We start from the raw sequence: 18,463 nt of genomic DNA, 5'->3' as shown, positions 1-18,463 counted from the left end.
CGCTCTCCTGGCTTGGCATGCGAGAGGAATTCCGGAGGCGCACGCTGACGGTGAAGGACAGCCGTACCCGAGGGCGCGCGGATGCCAGACATTGCACAGGAGCGCCGCGCGTGTGTCGGCTTTGTGGCGACGCGCCTGCAGGGCTGATTTGTCGGGCTCGACAGCGTCCCTACCATGCCTGCCCGGAATGGACGTGGGCGGGGGGGCGGCTGGAAACCCAGACATGTCCAGGGGGGAGCACATGGACCACGGGGTCTGGCCAGTCCGATCGCGACCGGGGGACGCGCTGTCGTTCCTCGTCCAGCAGGAGGCGGCGAGCGAGGAAGCGCAGGCGGTGGTGCACGCCTTCCACCGGTGCGGCTTCACGCAGGAGGAGTGGCGGCTCCTCGAGGACGCGCCGCTGAGGGCCTTCCTGTGGGTGGCCACGGTGGACGGCCCGGTGCGCGAGCGCGAGCGCGAGGCGTGCAGGGCGGTGCTCGGGGCGGGCCGGTTCTCGCGCAGCCCGCTGGTGGGCCGCATCTGCGGCGAGTCCTTGCGCCAGCTTGACGCCCTGGGGCTGGAGCGCCTGAGTGAGGCGCCGGACCTGGAGCCGCTGCGTCCACTGGGCTCGCGAGTGGCGGAGCGGCTGGGACTGGGCGAGGCCGCGCGCTTCCACGGGTGCCTGCTGGAGGTGGGCTGGCGTGTGGCGAGGGCCTCCAACGGGTGGTTGGGGCGAGTGGGCCGGGTGCGCGCGGAGAAGCGGCTGGCGCTCGAGACGCTCACGGAGACGTTGGGGCACTCGAGCCCGGGAGGTTGAGCGGGCCGCTCAGGTCGGCGACTCGCGCTGGCCTGGGCCGAGCCCCCACGGGCCGTGGCGCTGGGAGTCCTCCAGCTCGCGCAGCTCCAGGCCGCGCATGATGTCCTCCTGGGTGACGGTGCCCACCAGCAGGCCGTCCTCCACCACGGGGAGCTGCGGCAGCCGGCGCTGGCCCATTTGACGCAGGGCCTCCCAGGCGGTGGTCCTGGGGGTGAGCTCGGACACGGGGAGGGCCACCTCTCGCACCCGTACCTGTCCGCGGCGTGGCGCGGGCATTTGCCGTACGGCCGCCAGCGTCACCACGCCCACCACGCGTCCGCCGTCCAGCACGGGCAGGGCCCGCCGTCGCTCGGATTGCATGCGCGTGGCCACCTCCTCCAGCGAGTCCTCCGCCGACACGGAGGAAGTGCGAGGCACCATCAGCTCGCGCACGAGCACCCGGTTGAGCAGCGACTGCATGAGCACCTCACGCGACTCGGCCTCGGCGCCCATGAAGACGAAGAAGGCGATGATGAGCAGGATGAAGTTGCCGCCGAAGAGGCCCAGCAGACCGAAGAGCAGGGCGAAGCCCTTGCCGATGGCTCCAGCCGTCTGGGTGGCGCGCACCCGGCCCAGCTTCCCGGTGAGGAGCGCGCGCAGCACGCGGCCGCCGTCCATGGGGAAGGCGGGCAGCAGGTTGAAGAGGCCGAGGAAGATATTGAGCGAGCCGAGGTAGAAGAAGGCGAAGCGCAGGTTGAAGGAGCGCGCGCCCTCCAGCAGCACGTAGATGCCCAGGAAGAGGCCGCCGAGCAGCAAGCTGGTGACGGGGCCGGCGAGGGCCATGAGGGCCTCGTGGCGGGGCCCATCGGGCATGCGGGTGATGCGCGACACACCGCCGATCATCAACAGGGTGATGTCGGAGACCTCGCCGCCCTTGCGCAGGGCATAGAAGGAGTGGGCCAGCTCGTGGATGAGCACGGAGAGGAAGAGGGCGACGGCGAGGCCCAGGCCCCACAGCATGGGGTGGCCGATGAGGCGTTCGGGGGGGATGTCGGCGGCGAGGGCCGCGCTGCGGAAGGCCTGGCCGAAGAGGAAGGCCAGGAAGGGCAGCACGAGCAGGAAGGAGTAGTGCACCCGGATGGGAATGCCCCGCAGGGTGGCGATTTTGAAGGCTCCGCGCACGGTGACACCTCGCTGGGGCAAAGGTGGGGACCGTCACGAACAGAACCATCCGGCGGGGGGACGACGGGCCGTCTCCCGGTCCGGCTCCGAGGAGGCGGACGGGCGCTTGCCTCGACAGGCTACTCTGGCCACTCCTGAGGCCGGGCCAGGCCTTACGTGCGAGCGCGGGCCTCGCGCCGGCCCAGCAGGGTCCACAGGCCGTAGATGCCGAGGGCGGTGCCGACGGGGAAGGAGAGCAGGGCCAGCGCGCTGAGGACGATGGCGGGAACGCGGGCCTGGGGGGCGTGACGGCGCAGCAGGTACCCCACGCCGCCGTAGGCGAGGGCGGACAGCAGGAGGGGGACCCAGAAGAAGGGGGGAACGGCTCCCTGGTACGGGGCGACGGTCAGGGCTACCCCCAAGACGATGACCTGGGCCACGGCCCAGGCGAGGAAGAGGCTGCCCAGCAAGCGCGGAGGGTCCTTCATGGGAGGCTCGTCGTTGAGGCTCGTCGTCGAGGCACGGCGGGCGGGCCGGTGGGGCTCGCGCGGTGGAACGGGGGCCAGGGGCCGGAGCGCCACGCGGACGCCGGCCCCTGAGGCCAGGCCCGTCAGAAGTTGGGGCTGGAGGGCTCGGAGATGCCCTCGAGGGTCTCGCCCACCTTCTGTTCGCTGACCTCGCCGGACAGGTCGCCCAGCGAGACGATGCCCACCAGCTTCTTGCTGCGGTCCACGACGATCATCCGGCGGATCTGCTTCGCCTTCATCCGGCGGAGCACATCATCGGTGTTGTCGTCGTCGAAGCAGTACTCGATGCCGGAGCTCATCGCGTCAGCGACCTGGGTGGAGTTGGGGTCGCGTCCGAGGGCAATGGCGCGCACGACGATGTCGCGGTCGGTAATCATTCCCAGGATGCGCTGGCCGTCGCAGACGGGGAGGGGACCGACGTTGAGGCTGCGCATCTTCTCGGCGGCATCGCGGAGGGTGTCATTGGGGTTGATGACCTCCACGTCGCCCGACATCACTTCACGAATCATCTTGGCCATGGCCGCTCCTTTGGGTTGCCGCACGTAGGTGCCGCGGTAGGGGTGCCGCGGGGCGCGCCGGGCACCGTCTCCTCCGGAGAACCGTGGGGAGCATCCCGGCGAGGGGCAACGCGGGCCGGGGCCGTCCACCCGGAGAGTGCGCGGTCGGCCGAGGGCCACTTAGGAGGGCACGGGGAAGGCCATGGTGGACAGGAGGGCGTTCTCGGCCTGCCGGGAGTCCAGCCGGGTGTGCTGCACGACGATGGGCACGTCCGAGGTGAAGACGCTCGAGTAGCCGGTGTCTCGCGGGACGGGCGCCGGGTGCTTCAAGTCATTGTGCGAGCAATTCCCTGGTGAAGTGGGAAGTGACCGCGAGGAGCGCAAGCAAGGCAGGAGAGGGCTCGCCCGCTGACTCCCTCTCCCTCTGGGAGAGGGCGGGGGTGAGGGTCTTCCCCCACCGAGCACCCGAGGACCTCAGGCCGGAGCGACCCACTGTCCGGGCTGGGGCGCGTCGCGCCAGACATGACGGCCGGAGTCCGGGTCCTTGTGGAAGCGCATGAAGTCTCCCAGCCCGGTGTCGAGCGCACGCGCATCCAACGCTTCGGCCACCTTGCCAATCAAATCGAGCACTTCATCGCCGGTGCCATGGACGATGAGCTTCACGCGAGGCGTTGGCTCCCAGGGGCCGAGCTCGAAGGTGATGGAGAAGCCGTCGCCGTGGAAGGAGCCCTCGGCGAGGTGGGGGAAGAAGATGCCGGGGAGGACCTCACGCAGCTTGCGGATGACGACCTCGCGGGGGCCGAGGGTCGGAGGCGACCAACCTTCGGGGAAATCCCTCACCGAATCGAAGCCCGCTGCGCCCATCAGGTAGATGATCCAGCTCATGCCGCACCTCGTGATCCACCAGCTTGATGAGAAACACAATACGCGGGGTGTCTGACGTTGCCGGATGAGGGGATTCAGGGCAGTTGAAGTGTTCGCTCGCCGCCGGACCCCCCGACTGTGGTGCAACCCCGCGATCCGACGCAGGAAATATCGATTCAGAAAGACACACGGGAGCCCCCATTCAGGAAGGAACCAGACACGAAATGCGGAGGGGTTCGCGGGGGTGTGCCATGCCGTGAGGAGGGCCGTGGCCTGCTGCTGGCGGAGAGAGGGGCATGGTGCTGCGCAGGACGCCGCCAGCGTCGCCTTGAGGCCCGGTGCGTGGTTTAAGGCCGCGCATGGGAGTGCTGTCGCGGTGTGGGGTGGTGTTGCTGTTGGCCAGTGGCCCGGCGCTGGCAGGGCCTGGCTCCGAGTCTCGCTGGGGACTGCGCTGGAACGCCGGGCCCGGGTGCATCCAGGCCGCGCCGCTGGCCCGAGCGGTGGAGGAGCGGCTGGGGCGCACGGTATTCGGGCCGGAGCCGGAGTACCTCGTGGACGGGGTGCTCGAGCGGGGAGGGCCCTCGGGGTGGAAGGCGAGGCTGTCGCTCGTGGACGTGCGCGGCAACGTGCTGGGCAGTCGCGAGGTGTCCACACGGGAGGAGGCCTGCTCCGCCATCGAGCCGCGCCTGCTGCTGGTGATGGCGCTGATGATCGACCCCACCGCGGCGCTCTCGGGCCCCGCTTCGACGAGCCCAGCCCCTGCGAGCCCTCCGGTGCAGGAGCCGCCACCCGAGCCATCACCACCCGAGTCACCGCGTCCACGGCCCGAGGCACCCGGTCCACGCATGGGTGGGAGGGCGAACACGCTGGCGGCGACGGTTTCGGCGGGAGCGGGCTTTGGGGTGGTGCCGGGGTTGGCGGGCACGGTCTGGTTCGTGCCTGGAGAGTGGACGTGGCTCGTTCGGATGAGCCTGTACCCCTACGAGTCCTACACGAAGGACGGAGGGCGACTGCTGCTGGTGAGCACGGGGGCGGAGACAGGCGTGTGCCCGGTGTCGGTGGGCGAGGGGGCCTGGTCCGTGTCGGGCTGCGCGACGGCGGGGTTCTCGCTCGTGTTCGCCTACAGCCAGGGATACGAGCAGGGCCGGATGGAGCCGCTGCTTCGGGGGGACCTCGGCTTGAGAGCCCGGCTGGAGAGGCGGCTGACGCATGGCACGGCGCTGCAGGTGGGCCTGGGGGCGGGGTATGGCTGGCTGCGGCCCACGGTGCGGCTGTTGAAGCCGGACGGGACGGCGGAGGACCTGGGGTTGGGGCTGCCCGTGCAGGGGAGCGTGGACGTCGGAGTGTCGTTCCTCGGCCCATGAAGGGGGATGGGATAGAGTCACGGGAGCAGGTTTCCCCGCCGATGCCGCCTTCCCCCTTGGCGACGCGCCCCTCCGCGCGGCCGACCCTTCCGAGCTTCCAGCAGGTGTACGCCGAGAGTGCGGCCTTCGTGTGGCGCACGCTGCGCCGGCTGGGCGTGAGGGACGCGGACCTGGAGGACGTGAGCCAGGAGACGTTCGTGGTGGTGCACCGGAAGCTGGCGGAGTTCGACGGCGGCGCGGCGGTGCGCACGTGGCTGTTCGGCATCTGCCGGCGGGTGGCGTCGGACTACCGGAGGAAGGCGCACGTCCTGCGGGAGACGACGGTGGCCGAGCTGCCGGAGGGGACACAGGCGCCGGAGCAGGTGGAGGTGGTGGCGAGGAGGCAAGCGCGAGCGCTGTTGGACCGGCTGCTGGACGAGCTGGACGAGGACAAGCGGGCGGTGTTCGTGCTCTTCGAGCTCGAGCAGTGGCCGATGGCGGAGGTGGCGCAGGCGGTGGGGTGCCCGGTGCAGACGGCGTATGCGCGGCTGTACGCGGCGCGCGAGTGGGTCCAGCGAGCGGTGGCCCGGGCTCGGGCGGAAGGAGGCGAGCGATGAATCCGCGCGAGCCGGTGCGACTGCTGGAGGAGGGCTCGGAGGCGTCGGCGGAGCTGCGGGCGCTGCTGGGGGCGGCGAGCCTGGACGAGCCGTCACCCGAGCAGCTCGCCGCGCTGGCGGGGAAGCTGGGGCCGCTGCTGGAAGCGCCGGAGGCCCCTGCGTCGAGCGCGGCATCGGAGCCCTCGAGTGACGTCGCTCCGATAACCGGGGGAGGGCTGAAGACGAAGGTCCTGGCCGGGCTGGCGGTGGCGGCCATCGCGGGAGGCAGCTTCCAGGCGGGCCGTGTCTTCGAGCGCGAGCGCGCCGTGGAGCGCCCGGTGGAGACGGTGGTGGTGGCACCCGTGCCCGTGGAGGCTCCCGCGCCAGCGCCGGCACGAGTGGAAGCCGCGCCGGCTCCAGCTCCAGCGGTGGCCGCCGAGACACCCGCGCCCGAGACGAAGGCCGTACCGGCGCCACGAGTCCCTCGCGCGCGTGCACCCGATGCTCCAGCAACCGCGCCGGCGATGGAGGCGCGGGAGACGATGGACGAAGAGCTCGCGCTGCTCGAGTCGGCGTACCAGGCGGTGAGGCGAGGGGATGCGGGAGGGGCGCTGGCGGAGGCGGAGCGGCACGCCACGCGTTTCCCGGAGGGGGCGCTGGCGCAGGAGCGCGAGGTGTTGGCCATCGACGCCCTGGTGAGACTGGGCCGGCGCACGGAGGCCGAGGCGCGAGCGGAGCGTTTCCGAGCGCACTATCCGACCTCGACGCATGGAGTCCGCATCCAGGGCCTGCTGTCAGGCACGAGGCCCTGAGAGGAGCCAAACGCGGCAGCCAGGGTGTGCACTTGCAGCGAGGCGGGAGCGGACTGCGAGTGCGACATCGGGATGTCTGAAAAGTCCCAGCGTCGCTGGATGCGGGGCTGACTGTTTGGCCATGAAGTACAGCCTTGTCGCACCTTGAGTTATGATTGGGCAAAGACTCGCACGGCCAGGGGGCGAGCCGGGGGGAGGCAACGATGCAGCCCAGACTCATGATGCGGAGCACGATCGAGGGGATGCACCTAGCCGAGCCGATGGCGTGGCCCCGGTTGATGATGCGAGAGCTCTGGGTGAGCTGGCGCTTCATCGGGGGAGACGTGTCGTCGGCGGTGATACCACCGCTGTTGTTCCTGGTGGCGGCGAGTGGCCATGAGGGATTGGGAGCACTCGAGGTGGCGTGGGGGCTGTGTCGGGGGCTGCTCTACTTCTGGCTGTTCACGTATGCGTTCAACCTGTCCAACCAGCTGGTGGGAGTGGAGGAGGATCGGGTGAACAAGCCGCACCGGCCGCTGGTGAGGGGCGAGGTGACGGTGAAAGGGACGCGGCGGCGCTGGTGGGTGAGCATGGCGCTGCTCTCGCTGGTGGGGTGGGGCTTTGGAGTCTGGGAGTGGGCGTTGCTGTGGCAGGTGCTGCTGGTGGTGCACAACGAGGCGGGAGCGGCGAAGCACTGGTGGGCGAAGAACCTGCTGATTGCTTTGGGGGTGGTGACGCAGCTGGCGGCGGCGTGGCAGCTGGTGGGGCCGTTGACGGCGGAGACGTGGCGGTGGATCGCGGTGCTGGCGAGCGTGGTGTTCCTGCTGGTGTCGTTGCAGGACCTGCGGGACCTGGAGGGAGACAGGGCGAGCGGTCGCAAGACGTTCCCGCTGGTATTCGGGGAGAAGCGGACGAGGTACGTGCTGGGGACGCTGTTCGGGGTGCTGCCGCTGATCATCCACGAGGCGCTGATGAAGCCGCAGGGGCTGACGCCGGTGGTGGCGGCATGTGACGCCGGGCTGGCGCTGGTGAGCTGGGTGATCGCAGTGCGAGTGGTGGGGTGGAGGACGAAGCAGGAGGACCACCGGACGTACCTGCTGTTCACCTACTGGTACTGCCTGGCGCTGCTGAGCACGATCGTCGTGCTGTGAGAGGAGCGGCGGGCCCGTGAGGGCTTCAGGAGGCTGACAGTCCAGCCTCCACGTCGTAGCGGCCACCCAGGGCGCTCCACGTGTCCCAGAGCAGGCGGAAGCTCGCGAGATGGGCTGGAGCATGAGCCGGGTCGAGGCACCGGTCGCGGAGGGCCGCGAGGTAGTTGGCCTCTACGGCGATGCCTGGCCGCTCCTTCGTGTACGACTGGCCGTGATGCCAGAAGACCTGGCGCAGGTACTCGTGGTGGAACCTCGCCCTCTCGAGCGGATGGCCCGAGGGGCAGCCCATCCGCTCCGGGTCATTCTGGGAGACGTCGTAGAAGCGTTTGAGCTCGGCGAGTTTGGCGTCGGCGGGTTGCCGGGGGACGAGCCTGCGGTGTCCCAGCAACCAGCTCTCGATGCAGCAGTCCGCGACGATGACGTGGACCTGGCCCCGGTACTGGAGTCCCTGGTGCTGCAGGACCGCGTTGGCGCTCGCCAGGATGCTGAGCACTTCCTCCCGCTTCTCGCTGTAGGAGCGCTCCTCAGAGTCGATGCAGATGAAGAGATGGTCGACGCCTTGCCGGGCGGAGTCCTCGAGCGAGCCGGGAATGCGCTGGAGGTAGGAGGGGTAGCCCAAGCCGGCGAGGATGAAGAAGGAATCCTCTGCCAGGTCCGCGGCCTTGGCGACTTCACGGAGCTGCGGGAAGCAGTAGCCCAGCCAGGCCTTGTAGAGCTTCTTCTCGGTGCGCCGGCCCTCGACGAGGAAGTAGAGCCTCACTCCATGCCCTCCTCGAACTCGGGCGAGTTGATGAGCCGGATGAAGTCGTCCTGGGCGGAGGGACCCTGCAAGGCGGGAATCTCCGAGGCGGGTGTGACGCGCACGGTGCTCCCCTTGCGACGCACGAGCTTCCAGTAGCTCTTGGGAATGTTGTTGATGATGTAGGGGTGGTGGCTGGTGATGATGAACTGCAGGTCATCGGCGCGCGACAGGATGAAGTCGGTCAGCGGGCCCATGCAGTTCACTCCGAGGCTGTTCTCGAACTCGTCGATCAAGAACACGGTCCCAGCGGGGGCGAGCATCAGGTCCACGAGGTGGTTGAGCGTGCGCGCCATTCCGGAGGAGATGTCCCTGGCCTCGATCCAGGTGGGAACACCCCGCTCCTTGAGCTTGAAGGAGAGGTACTCGCGAATTCGCCTCCCCAGTCCCATTGTTGCCCGGCGATCCACGCGCACATCTTCCACTGTGGGAAAGATATCGATGAAGAGCTGCTTGAAACGCTCGAACCGTTCAGCGGAACCTTCCTGCAGAATGAAGGCCTTCACGACGGGATGCAGGCCAGTAAGGCCGCGAAACGATTCGAGCGTAGGGAATCCCTTCGCGACCGGGCCCGGCGTCGTGTTGACAATCTCCGTCGAGCCTTGAGCCCCCATCGCGCTTGAAAAGTACTCCGCGAACGCCTGGCGCAGATGGTGGATGGAGGGCTCATCCAGGAGTTGAAGGGCGCTTGAGGAGCGATTGAGCGTCGGAAGTTCGGTACTCCTGAACAGGAACCTGTCCTGGTTTCGCTCGACGAGCAGTCCCTCGTCGCTGATGTGCAGGCGCTCTGAGAGAACAACCGAACTGCTGTCCTCGAGTGGGTCTCCTTCCTCGTCTTCGCCAGGAGCAAGGTCGCGAGCCGCGCTGTCGAATTGCCATGCGTAGTCTCGCTCCTCATGTTCGAACCGGACATCGAAGCGGACGCCTTGCTTGGGATACGGTTCGTCAACTCCACGACCGAGGTTACGGACGGTCTGAATCGCCCGCAGGATTCGTGTCTTGCCCACTCCCGAAGCGCCCACGAGGAGGTTGAAGCGATCCAGGCGCAGATTTTCCAGCCTCCAGCCGGTTCGCTTGTCCTCGAAGGTGAGACTCTTCAATCGCATCGTGGTGCTCCGCTCGACCCGTCTCCGCTGCCCGGGTTCACTCCTCGCTTCCCGCTTCTTCTAGCACCTGCTCCACGCGGAGACAGAAACGAACACGGGCTCCTTGTTCGTTCCCAGCTCTGAATACGGAGATGCCCGTCAGTGCTCGTGGACAGGGCCCGCGAGGGCTCAGCGAGGCTCCAGCGTGCGCACCATCTCATCGAGGACGACCTTGTTGCCCGCGTAGTCGAGCCCGCGCACGGCGAGGGTGCTGGCGCGGATGACGGAGTCCCCATCGCCGATGACGTAGAGGTACTCGCGGGTGCCTGGGGGCAGCAGCGGAGACTCGGAGGTGGCGCGCAGCTCCAGGCGCACGGCGGGGCGGCCGGCGAGGGTGAGCCGCTCCTGCTGGAGGATCTCATAGCTGGAGCCCGTGTTGCCCTGGACGAAGGTTGAGAGCGTCATGGGCTCGCGCTTCACGGAGACGGCGACGAGCGGCTCCTCGCTGTGGGGCTGCACCTCGAAGCGAGTGGGGTGGAAGAAGCGGCATGGCTCCACGCCATTGCCCGCGTTCGTCTTCCACGAGGAGGGATGACCAATCGAGTACCGGCCTGCGGGGTTGGAGCACCGGGTGAGCGAAGGCTCCTGAGGACGCGCCGACTCCAACTGCGGATGCACGCACCCACCCAAGGCGAGCACGGCGAGACACAGCGCGACCAGGGAGCACCGATTCGAGAGCACCATCCGCATGGCCACACTCCTGGCCCGAGGGCCGTATGGGGGGAAGGGGCATGGTAGGCGAGCACGCTCTGACGGGAAGCGTCCCGGAGGCGCTCGTCACGAAGTTGTCCAACAGTTGGACAAGTTTGGGAAGAACGCGCCAGACACCCCTCTCCCTTCGGGAGAGGGACGGGGTGAGGGTGCCACGGGCCCCGGGTTCCACCCTCGCGAGCCCCCGCGCGATTCCAGACAGTTGCCGTGCAGTCAGGGTTCACAACTGGAAGGCCACGAAACGCGGTGATTGTTGCACTGGCGGGTGCTCTCCTAGGGTCAAAAGCCCTGGGAACCGGGCGTTCGAGCGCGGTCATCCAGGGCGCTCTATGGCCTGGATCTTCACACCTCGCGCGAACACCGTGGCCCGAGTCGTTGCCGCGGGGTTGCTGGCCACACCGGTGCTCGGGGCACTGGGGCTCTGGGGGTACGCGCGCAGCCCGCTGGCGCAGAACCTGAGGCAGCCCGTCCCTCAGCCGGTGCAGTTCGACCACCGGCACCACGCGGGGGACGAGGCCATCGACTGCCGCTACTGCCACAGCACCGTGGAGGTCTCCTCCAGTGCGGGCTACCCCTCGCTGGCCACGTGCCTCGGGTGCCACGGACAAATCTGGAACCAGAGCCCGCTGTTGGAGCCGGTGCGCCAGTCCTACTTCGCGGACCGGCCGATTCCCTGGGGCCGGGTCCACGACCTGCCGGACTTCGTCTACTTCAACCACTCCATCCACGTGAGCAAGGGGGTGGGGTGCGTCACGTGCCACGGGCGGGTGGACCTGATGCCCACCATCGAGCAGGTGCAACCGCTGTCCATGGGGTGGTGCCTCGACTGCCACCGCAACCCGGTGCCGAACCTGCGTCCGCGGGAAGCCATCACCTCGCTGCGCTGGCAGAGGGGGCCGGAAGACCCGAGGCCCGAGGAGCTGGCGAGCCGCTACGACGTCCAACCGCGAACGAACTGCACGACATGCCACCGGTGACCGACCGCTACCCATTGCCCGTGCTCCAGGACTCGCCGAGGGCGGGAAGCGCGGAGCGTCCGCGAGCCTGGCGTAGCCTGGAGGAGCTCCAGGGCTCTCTGGAGCTGGAGAGGGCAGCTCATCGCGAGTTCCCCCCGGGAGCGGCCGAGCCCCCTCGAGGCCTGGACCGGCGCCGCTTCCTGCAACTGGCGGGGACGACGGCGGCGCTTGCGGGACTGGCCGCGTGCAAGAAGCCGGCGGAGAAGGTGATGCCGTACACGCACCAGCCGGCGGACGTGAAGCCGGGCCTGCCCAACACCTACGCGACGGCGTGGGAGCCAGAGGGCTACGCAGCGGGGCTGGTGGTGACGAGCTGGGAGGGCCGGCCGACGAAGGTGGAGGGCAACCCGGACCACCCGGCGAGCCTGGGGGCGACGAACCACGTAGCGCAGGCGCTGCTGGTGGACCTCTACGACACATCGCGAGTGCGAGGAGTGAAGCTGCGAGGCACGTCCCGCTCCTTCAAGGAATACCTCCAAGAACAGACGGAGCGAGCGAGGCGGCTGGAGACGAACGGAGGAGAGGGACTGTGGCTGCTGCTGGAGCCCTCGGCGTCGCCAACGAGACGCGAGCTGCTCGAACGCATCCGCCAGCGTTTCCCGAGGGCGCGAGTGGAGACGTACCACGCGCTCTCGCGGGACAACGTGCACGAGGGCGCGAGACTCGCATACGGCCGGCCGCTGGAGACGCGGGTGCGCTACGACCTGGCGCGCGTAGTGCTGTCGCTGGACGCGGACTTCCTCACCCAGGGCCCCTTCTCACTGAGCGAGGCGCGCGAGTTCTCCCGCTCGAGGACGCCGCTGCGAGGGGAGATGAGCCGGCTGTACGTGGCGGAGTCCCACTGCAGCGTGACAGGGATGAACGCGGACCACCGCTTCCGGATGAAGCCCTCGGAGGTGGAGCGCTTTGCCCTGGCGGTGCTGGGCGAGCTGTCGACAACGCACCACCTGGCCGGACTTGAACACTACGGAGAGCTGAAGCTCGGCTGGCCGGAGAGGGCGAGCGAGGTGCGAGCAGTCGCCGCGGACCTGGCGAGGAACGGGGCGCGAGCGGTGGTGGTGGTAGGCGAGAGACAACCGCCGAGGGTGCACGCGGTGGCGCACCTGCTCAACGAGACACTCGGGAGCCAGCGGCGCCTCATCACGTTGCACGAGCCCGGAGTGGAAGCAGGGCGGAGTGGGCCGGAGGTGCTGCGCGAACTGGCGGAGGCGGCGAGCGCGGGCCGGGTGGACACGCTGGTGGTGACGGCCTTCGACCCTGCGTACACGGCGCCAGTGGGAGTGACACTGGGGGCGGCACTGATGGCGGTGCCGAACACGGTGTACCTGGCCTTCCGCGAGGACGAGACGTCCAAGCACAGTGCCTGGGTGCTCCCGGCGGCGCACGTGCTGGAGTCCTGGGGGGACACGCGGGCGGTGGACGGGACGGCGAGCATCATCCAGCCGCTCATCGAGCCGCTCTTCCACGGGCTGACGGAGCTGGACGTGCTCTCCCCGTTCGCGGGAGTGGCGGAGCAGACCCCCTACCAACTGGTGAAGGCTCACTGGCAGCGGAGGGAGGGAGCCGCGGGAGCAGCCTTCAACGACACCTGGGACCAGTGGCTGGCGGTGGGGACGATTCCCGGCACCCAGAGCTCAGGTGTCACGCCCACGCTGGACACGAAAGCGCTGGATACGAGCCTCCAAGCCTTCGCACCCAAGTCTGCACAGGGCCTCGAGCTGAACCTGCTGCCTGGCTACAAGGTGCGAGACGGGCGGTACTTCCACAACGCGTGGCTACAGGAGATGCCGGACCCGCTGACGATGCTCTCCTGGAGCAACGCGGCGCTGCTGAGCCCGCGCACGGCCGAGCGTCTGTCCTTGAAGGCTCGGGACAAGGTGAAGCTGACGCTCCGGGGGCGCGAGCTGGAGGCCCCGGTGTACGTGCTGCCGGGGCACGCGGACGACACGGTGTCACTGGAGCTCGGCTGGGGGCGCGAGTGGGACGAAAGCCCGGAGCCGCCAGTGGAACTGGGAGTCAACGCATACCTGCTGAGGCACGCGGACGCGCCGTGGTTCGCGGAGGGGCTCCAGGTGGAGAAGGTGGAGGGGCGAGGGAGCTACGCGACATCGCAGGACCACTGGGCGATGGAGGGCCGGGAGATCGCCCTCCAGGACACGCTGGAGGACTTCGAGAAGAAGAAGCCCGAGTACCTGAAGCACCTGAAGGGCCCGGAGGCGGCGCTGTACGAGCCCTTCAAGTACGACAAACCCAACCAGTGGGCGATGGCGGTGGACCTGAACCGGTGCATCGGCTGTGGAGCCTGCGTGGTGGCGTGCCAGGCGGAGAACAACATCCCGGTGGTGGGGCGCGAGCAGGTGGAGCGAGGGCGGGAGATGTACTGGCTGCGGGTGGACCGGTACTTCGAGGGTTCGCCGGACGAGCCGCGGATGATTCCGCAGCCGATGATGTGCCAGCACTGCGAGGCGGCGCCATGCGAGTACGTGTGCCCGGTGAATGCGACGGTGCACTCGGACGAGGGCCTCAATGAGATGGTCTACAACCGGTGCATCGGTACGAGGTACTGCAGCAACAACTGCCCGTACAAGGTCCGCCGGTTCAACTACCTCGACTATCGGGGGACGGTGACGGAGCTGGAGAAGCTGGGCTTCAACCCGGACGTCACGGTGCGGATGCGGGGGGTGATGGAGAAGTGCACGTACTGCGTGCAACGGATTGAGCGAGCCCGCATCGAGGCGCGCAAGGAGCGGAGGCCCATCGACACGGAGGCGCTCGAGTCCGCGTGCGAGCAGGTATGCCCCACGGAGGCCATTACCTTCGGCTCGCTGCACGAGAGGGACTCGGAGGTGGCGCAGCGCCACGGGGACCCGAGGCACTACGCGGTGCTGCACGAGCTGGGGACGAAGCCGCGCACGGCGTACCTGGCGCGCATCAAGAACCCGAACCCGGAGCTCGAGCATGGCTGAGCGCGGGGCTTCGGAGACACCGACGCAGGACCCTCTGGAGCCCGTGCCGCTCATCGAGGGAGCGCAGAGCGCGGAGAGCCTGACGGGCTCGCTGCTGAAGCCCATCGAGCGAGCACCAGGCCGGGTGTGGTGGGCACTGTTCCTGCTGACGCTGGGAGGCACAGGCCTCTTCGCGCTGGCCATCACGGTGACGCTGGTGAAGGGAATTGGGGCGTGGGGCAACAACATCCCGGTGGGGTGGGCGTTCGGAATCATCGACTTCGTGTGGTGGATTGGCTTTGGCCACGCGGGGACGCTGATCTCCGCCATCCTGGTGCTCTTCCAGCAGAAGTGGAGGGCGTCGGTGAACCGCTTCGCCGAGGCGATGACGCTCTTCGCGGTGATGCAGGCGGCGCTGTTCCCGCTGCTGCACTTGGGGAGGCCATGGCTCTTCTACTGGCTGGTGCCGTACCCGAGCACCATGGACGTATGGCCTCAATTCAAGAGCGCGCTGCCGTGGGACATGGTGGCCATCACCACGTACTTCCTGGTGTCGCTGATGTTCTGGTACCTGGGCCTGCTGCCGGACCTGGCGGCGGCGAGGGACAGGGCGGCCACGCCGCGGAGACAGTTCTGGTACGGGCTGTTCTCACTGGGGTGGACGGGCTCGGCGAGACACTGGCACCACTGGCGCACGGCGTACCTGCTGCTAGCGGGGCTGGCGACGCCGCTGGTGCTGAGCGTGCACACCATCGTCAGTTTCGACTTCGCCATCTCGCAGGTGCCGGGGTGGCACTCGACCATCTTCCCGCCGTACTTCGTGGCGGGGGCCATCTTCTCGGGGCTGGCGCTGGTGCTGACGCTGCTGTTGCCGGTGCGCCGGCCGCTGGGCCTGCACCACGTGATTACGACCAGGCACGTGGACATCCTGACGAAGCTGCTGCTGGCCACGGGGCTGATGGTCTCGTACGGCTATCTGCAGGAGCACTTCTTCGCCTGGTACAGCGGCGACGAGTACGAGCTGGCCGCGTATGCCTTCAAGCGTACGGGGACGTGGGGCTGGCTCTTCTGGCTACAGATGTGCACGAACGTCCTGGTGCCGCAGCTCTTCTGGTTCCCGAAGCTGCGCGCGAACGTCGTGGTGGTGTGGTTCGCCGCGCTGGCGGTGGACGCGGGCATGTGGCTGGAGCGCTTCACCATCATCGTGCCGTCGCTGGCACATGACTACCTGCCGAAGAGCTGGGAGCACTACTCGCCCACGTGGGTGGACTTCGGGCTGCTGTTCGGCTCGGTGGGCTTCTTCGGGATGCTGTTCCTGCTCTTCCTGCGGTTCATCCCGCCGGTGCCCATCAGCGAGGTGAAGGAGCTGCACCACGAGCTGACCGAGGCGCTCGACCACCCTCTGCGGGAGAAGGAGGCCTGAGCCATGCGCTACTGGGTGGTGGGAGAGTTCGGCTCGGGGGACGAGGCGAAGAAGGCCCTGCGGAGACTGGGCGAGCTGGGCTACGCGAAGGAGACGCTGGATGCCTTCTCGCCCTACCCGGTGGAGGGAATCGAGGAGGTGCTGGAGCTGAAGCCCTCGCCGCTGCGTGGCTTTGCCTTGGTGGCGGGGCTGACAGGGGCTGCGTTCGCATACTGGCTGCAATGGTGGACGAGCGCGGTGGACTCCCCGCTCAACGTGGGCAACCGCCCGCCACATTCGGGGCCGACCTTCGTGCCCATCACCTTCGAGTCGATGGTGTTGTTCGCCGCGCTGTCGCTCTTCTTCGGGCTGATGTGGCTGTTCCGCTTCCCGAGGCCGCACCATCCACTCTTCGAGCTGGAGTCCTTCCGCACAGCCTCCACGGGGAGCTTCTGGGTGAGCGTCACCACGAAGCAGCGAGAAGAAGCGGAGCCAGTGCTGAGGCACCTGCGCGAGCTGGCGGCGAGGAACACCGCGGTGGTGGAGGAGAAGGAATGAGGTGCCTGCTCCTCATCCCGGTGGCATGGGTGCTGACCGGCTGCTCCGTGGACTTCCAGGGCTGGGGAGGGATGAAGCAGCAGCCGAAGGCGCTGCCCTACCGGGAGAGTGCCTTCTTCGCGGACGAGCGGGCGATGCGCCAGCCGCCGGTGGGGACGGTGCCGAGGGACAGGAGGGGAAAGGACCGGTTCCTCCTCACGGGCAAGGACGCGCCGGATGGCGGATACGTGGACTCAATCCCTCTCACGGTGACACGAGAGTTGGTGGAGAGCGGGGGTAGGTCCTTCGACATCTACTGCGCGACGTGCCACGGGGTGTTGGGGGACGGGGTGTCGCAGGTCGCGAAGAACATGGGCCTGCGCGAGCCACCGTCGCTGGTGGACATGCCGCCGTACCCGGACGGGTACTACTACGACGTCATCACGCAGGGGTTCGGGCTGATGCCGGCGTACGCGGAGAAACTGACGCCGGAGCAGCGGTGGGCGGTGGTGGCGTACGTGCGGGCGCTCCAAGAGAGCCAGCGAGCGAGGCTCGAAGACGTGCCGCCCGAGGCTCGGCCCCAGCTTGAGAAGGGGGGCCCTCCATGAAGGTGATGGAGCGCTTCACGGGAGGGCGAGGGCCCATGCTGGCCTCCGCGGCGGTGGGCGCGGTGGGGCTGGGGGTGACGGGAGTCGGCTTCGCGGTGGACACGCGGCGAACACTCTTCGGGTACCTGTTCGCCTTCGCGTACTGGGCGGGAATCGCCGTGGCGTCCCTGCTGCTGCTGGGGGCGTGGCACGCGTCGAAGGCGCGCTGGCCGGTGGTGCTGCGGCGCATGCTGGAGACGATGGCTGCGACGTTGCCGCTCTTCGCGCTGCTCTTCCTGCCCATCCTCGTGGGGGCGAGCCACCTCTACCCGTGGCTGGGCGAGCCGCCGTTGTCCGAGAAGGACCTGAAGAAGCTCGAGCACAAGCGGGCGTGGCTCAACCTGCCGTTCTGGGTGGGACGGTCGGCCGTGTACTTCGGCGTCTGGACTGCGGTGGGAGAGCTGCTGCTGCGCTGGTCGAGGCGACAGGACGAGACGGGCGAGCTGAAGCTCACACGGTGGCAGTGGTGGCTGGGGGCGGGGGCGCTGCCGGTGATGGGGCTGGCGATGTCGTTCGCGTCGCTGGACTGGCTGATGTCGCTGGAGCCGCTGTTCGTCTCGACGGTGTATGGGTTGTATTGGTTCTCGGGGGCGTTCGTGGGGGCGCTGGCGATGCTGACGCTGGCGACGAGCCTGGCGAGGGGGCCGAACCTGTATGGCGAGCTGGTCAATGACTCGCACCGGGCGAGCCTGGGCAAGTTCCTGTTCGCCTTCAGCATCTTCTGGGCCTACATGGCCTTCAGCCAGTTCTTCCTCATCTGGATAGCGGACCTGCCGCACGAGGTGCCCTGGTACGTGCTGCGCGCGAGGGGGGCCTGGGAGCCGGTGGCGTTGTTCATCGTCAGTGCGCGCTTCCTGCTCCCGTTCTTCGTGTTGCTGTCGAGGCCCTTCAAGCAGCACCGGCGGACGCTGACGGTGGCGGCGGTGTGGCTGCTGGTGGCGCACGCGGCGGACACCTGGTGGCTGGTGGTGCCGGTGGTGAGCCCGAAGGGCCCAGGGCCGCACTGGGCGGACGTGTCGGCCTTCCTGGGAGTGGGGGGAGCAGCGGTGGCCTTCACGCTGTGGAGGCTGAGGGGACACGCCACGGTGCCGGTGGGAGACCCCTACCTGCACGAGTCCCTGAGGTACAGCAAATGAGCGGCGAGGAGGGGCCCAAGGTGGAGTGGAAGACGCCCGAGCGCGACCCGCAGCCGGTGAGCGGGAGGTGGGTGAGCGGGGTGCTCGCCGGAGCGCTCATCGTCTTCACGGTCTTCGTGGTGATCACCTGGGTGCAGCTCCAGCGGCGCGAGAAGAACCTCAACCCGGCGGGCCCCTCGGAGCCCCAGGAGCTGGGCAAGGCGGAGCTCAACATCGTCAACACGGGGCTCTTCCCGTTGGACACCCGAGCGGAGGACGAGAAGGCCGAGCAACAGAAGAGACTGCACGGCTACGGCTGGGTGAACCGGGACGCGGGAGTGGTGCACATCCCCATCGAGCGGGGCATCGAGCGCGTCGTGAGCGAGCAGCAGCAGCGACGAGACGGGGGCGTGCGATGACTCCGGGAGAAGACTCCTTCGG

Annotated in this window: 20 protein-coding genes; 12 read left to right on the top strand and 8 right to left on the bottom strand. The window is 68.5% G+C overall.

The window, feature by feature from the left end:
- The first annotated feature begins 241 nt into the window (after window positions 1-241).
- Window positions 242-796, top strand: coding sequence for a hypothetical protein (locus OV287_RS54520; protein ID WP_267542013.1), 555 nt, complete (start codon window positions 242-244; stop codon window positions 794-796).
- Window positions 797-805: 9 nt separating this feature from the next.
- Here OV287_RS54520 and OV287_RS54515 read toward each other — a convergent pair whose 3' ends face one another.
- The 5 genes from OV287_RS54515 to OV287_RS54495 form a co-directional block, all read right to left on the bottom strand.
- The gene (locus tag OV287_RS54515; protein WP_267542012.1) at window positions 806-1,957 is read right to left on the bottom strand and encodes a site-2 protease family protein; all 1,152 of its coding nucleotides are present in this window, start codon (window positions 1,955-1,957) and stop codon (window positions 806-808) included.
- A gap of 152 nt (window positions 1,958-2,109) precedes the next feature.
- Window positions 2,110-2,517, bottom strand: a complete 408-nt coding sequence (locus OV287_RS54510) for a hypothetical protein (RefSeq protein ID WP_267542011.1) — start codon at window positions 2,515-2,517, stop codon at window positions 2,110-2,112.
- A gap of 29 nt (window positions 2,518-2,546) precedes the next feature.
- Window positions 2,547-2,981 (bottom strand): CBS domain-containing protein, encoded by a 435-nt coding sequence (locus OV287_RS54505; RefSeq protein WP_267542010.1) that lies wholly within the window; start codon window positions 2,979-2,981, stop codon window positions 2,547-2,549.
- Between the two features lie 159 nt (window positions 2,982-3,140).
- Window positions 3,141-3,290 carry a sensory rhodopsin transducer gene (locus OV287_RS54500; RefSeq protein WP_267542009.1) on the bottom strand — a complete coding sequence of 50 codons (150 nt, stop codon included), beginning with the start codon at window positions 3,288-3,290 and terminating at the stop codon, window positions 3,141-3,143.
- A gap of 144 nt (window positions 3,291-3,434) precedes the next feature.
- Window positions 3,435-3,845, bottom strand: a complete 411-nt coding sequence (locus tag OV287_RS54495) for a hypothetical protein (RefSeq protein WP_267542008.1) — start codon at window positions 3,843-3,845, stop codon at window positions 3,435-3,437.
- Window positions 3,846-4,183: 338 nt separating this feature from the next.
- On the opposite strand from OV287_RS54495, the gene OV287_RS54490 reads away from it, so the two are divergent.
- The 4 genes from OV287_RS54490 (at window position 4,184) to OV287_RS54475 (ending at window position 7,705) form a co-directional block, all read left to right on the top strand.
- A complete protein-coding gene (locus OV287_RS54490) occupies window positions 4,184-5,188 on the top strand; it encodes a hypothetical protein (protein ID WP_267542007.1) in 1,005 nt (334 codons plus the stop codon).
- Window positions 5,189-5,229: 41 nt separating this feature from the next.
- Window positions 5,230-5,784, top strand: a complete 555-nt coding sequence (locus OV287_RS54485; RefSeq protein WP_267542006.1) for an RNA polymerase sigma factor — start codon at window positions 5,230-5,232, stop codon at window positions 5,782-5,784.
- A complete protein-coding gene (locus tag OV287_RS54480; protein WP_267542005.1) occupies window positions 5,781-6,575 on the top strand; it encodes a hypothetical protein in 795 nt (264 codons plus the stop codon). Before OV287_RS54485 ends, OV287_RS54480 begins: the two co-directional genes overlap by 4 nt.
- A 203-nt stretch (window positions 6,576-6,778) precedes the next feature.
- A complete protein-coding gene (locus OV287_RS54475; protein ID WP_267542004.1) occupies window positions 6,779-7,705 on the top strand; it encodes a UbiA family prenyltransferase in 927 nt (308 codons plus the stop codon).
- Window positions 7,706-7,730: 25 nt separating this feature from the next.
- Here OV287_RS54475 and OV287_RS54470 read toward each other — a convergent pair whose 3' ends face one another.
- From OV287_RS54470 to OV287_RS54460, 3 genes are all read right to left on the bottom strand, one after another.
- The gene (locus OV287_RS54470; RefSeq protein WP_267542003.1) at window positions 7,731-8,465 is read right to left on the bottom strand and encodes a hypothetical protein; all 735 of its coding nucleotides are present in this window, start codon (window positions 8,463-8,465) and stop codon (window positions 7,731-7,733) included.
- Window positions 8,462-9,610 carry an AAA family ATPase gene (locus OV287_RS54465; protein WP_267542002.1) on the bottom strand — a complete coding sequence of 383 codons (1,149 nt, stop codon included), beginning with the start codon at window positions 9,608-9,610 and terminating at the stop codon, window positions 8,462-8,464. The genes OV287_RS54470 and OV287_RS54465 overlap by 4 nt, the downstream gene beginning before the upstream one ends.
- A gap of 168 nt (window positions 9,611-9,778) precedes the next feature.
- Entirely contained in the window at window positions 9,779-10,339 is a 561-nt protein-coding gene (locus tag OV287_RS54460; protein WP_267542001.1) for a hypothetical protein, read from the bottom strand.
- Between the two features lie 350 nt (window positions 10,340-10,689).
- On the opposite strand from OV287_RS54460, the gene OV287_RS54455 reads away from it, so the two are divergent.
- From OV287_RS54455 to OV287_RS54425, 7 genes are read left to right on the top strand one after another with little or no spacing between them, the layout of a single operon-like run.
- Window positions 10,690-11,337, top strand: coding sequence for a cytochrome c3 family protein (locus tag OV287_RS54455; protein WP_267542000.1), 648 nt, complete (start codon window positions 10,690-10,692; stop codon window positions 11,335-11,337).
- Entirely contained in the window at window positions 11,325-14,342 is a 3,018-nt protein-coding gene (locus OV287_RS54450) for a TAT-variant-translocated molybdopterin oxidoreductase (RefSeq protein WP_267541999.1), read from the top strand. The genes OV287_RS54455 and OV287_RS54450 overlap by 13 nt, the downstream gene beginning before the upstream one ends.
- Window positions 14,335-15,744, top strand: a complete 1,410-nt coding sequence (gene nrfD, locus OV287_RS54445) for an NrfD/PsrC family molybdoenzyme membrane anchor subunit (protein ID WP_267541998.1) — start codon at window positions 14,335-14,337, stop codon at window positions 15,742-15,744. The genes OV287_RS54450 and nrfD overlap by 8 nt, the downstream gene beginning before the upstream one ends.
- Window positions 15,745-15,747: 3 nt before the next feature.
- Window positions 15,748-16,281: a DUF3341 domain-containing protein gene (locus OV287_RS54440; RefSeq protein ID WP_267541997.1), complete on the top strand. Its 534-nt coding sequence runs from the start codon at window positions 15,748-15,750 to the stop codon at window positions 16,279-16,281.
- Window positions 16,278-16,868: a c-type cytochrome gene (locus tag OV287_RS54435; protein ID WP_267541996.1), complete on the top strand. Its 591-nt coding sequence runs from the start codon at window positions 16,278-16,280 to the stop codon at window positions 16,866-16,868. Before OV287_RS54440 ends, OV287_RS54435 begins: the two co-directional genes overlap by 4 nt.
- Entirely contained in the window at window positions 16,865-18,043 is a 1,179-nt protein-coding gene (locus tag OV287_RS54430; protein ID WP_267541995.1) for a hypothetical protein, read from the top strand. Before OV287_RS54435 ends, OV287_RS54430 begins: the two co-directional genes overlap by 4 nt.
- Window positions 18,040-18,441: a hypothetical protein gene (locus OV287_RS54425; RefSeq protein WP_267541994.1), complete on the top strand. Its 402-nt coding sequence runs from the start codon at window positions 18,040-18,042 to the stop codon at window positions 18,439-18,441. The genes OV287_RS54430 and OV287_RS54425 overlap by 4 nt, the downstream gene beginning before the upstream one ends.
- The last annotated feature ends 22 nt before the right edge of the window (window positions 18,442-18,463 follow it).

The sequence above is a fragment of the Archangium lansingense genome, assembly GCF_026626635.1.
Taxonomy (GTDB): domain Bacteria; phylum Myxococcota; class Myxococcia; order Myxococcales; family Myxococcaceae; genus Archangium; species Archangium lansingense.
Note: the sequence above shows the minus strand (reverse complement) of the source record. Positions and strands in the feature narration are given on the sequence as shown.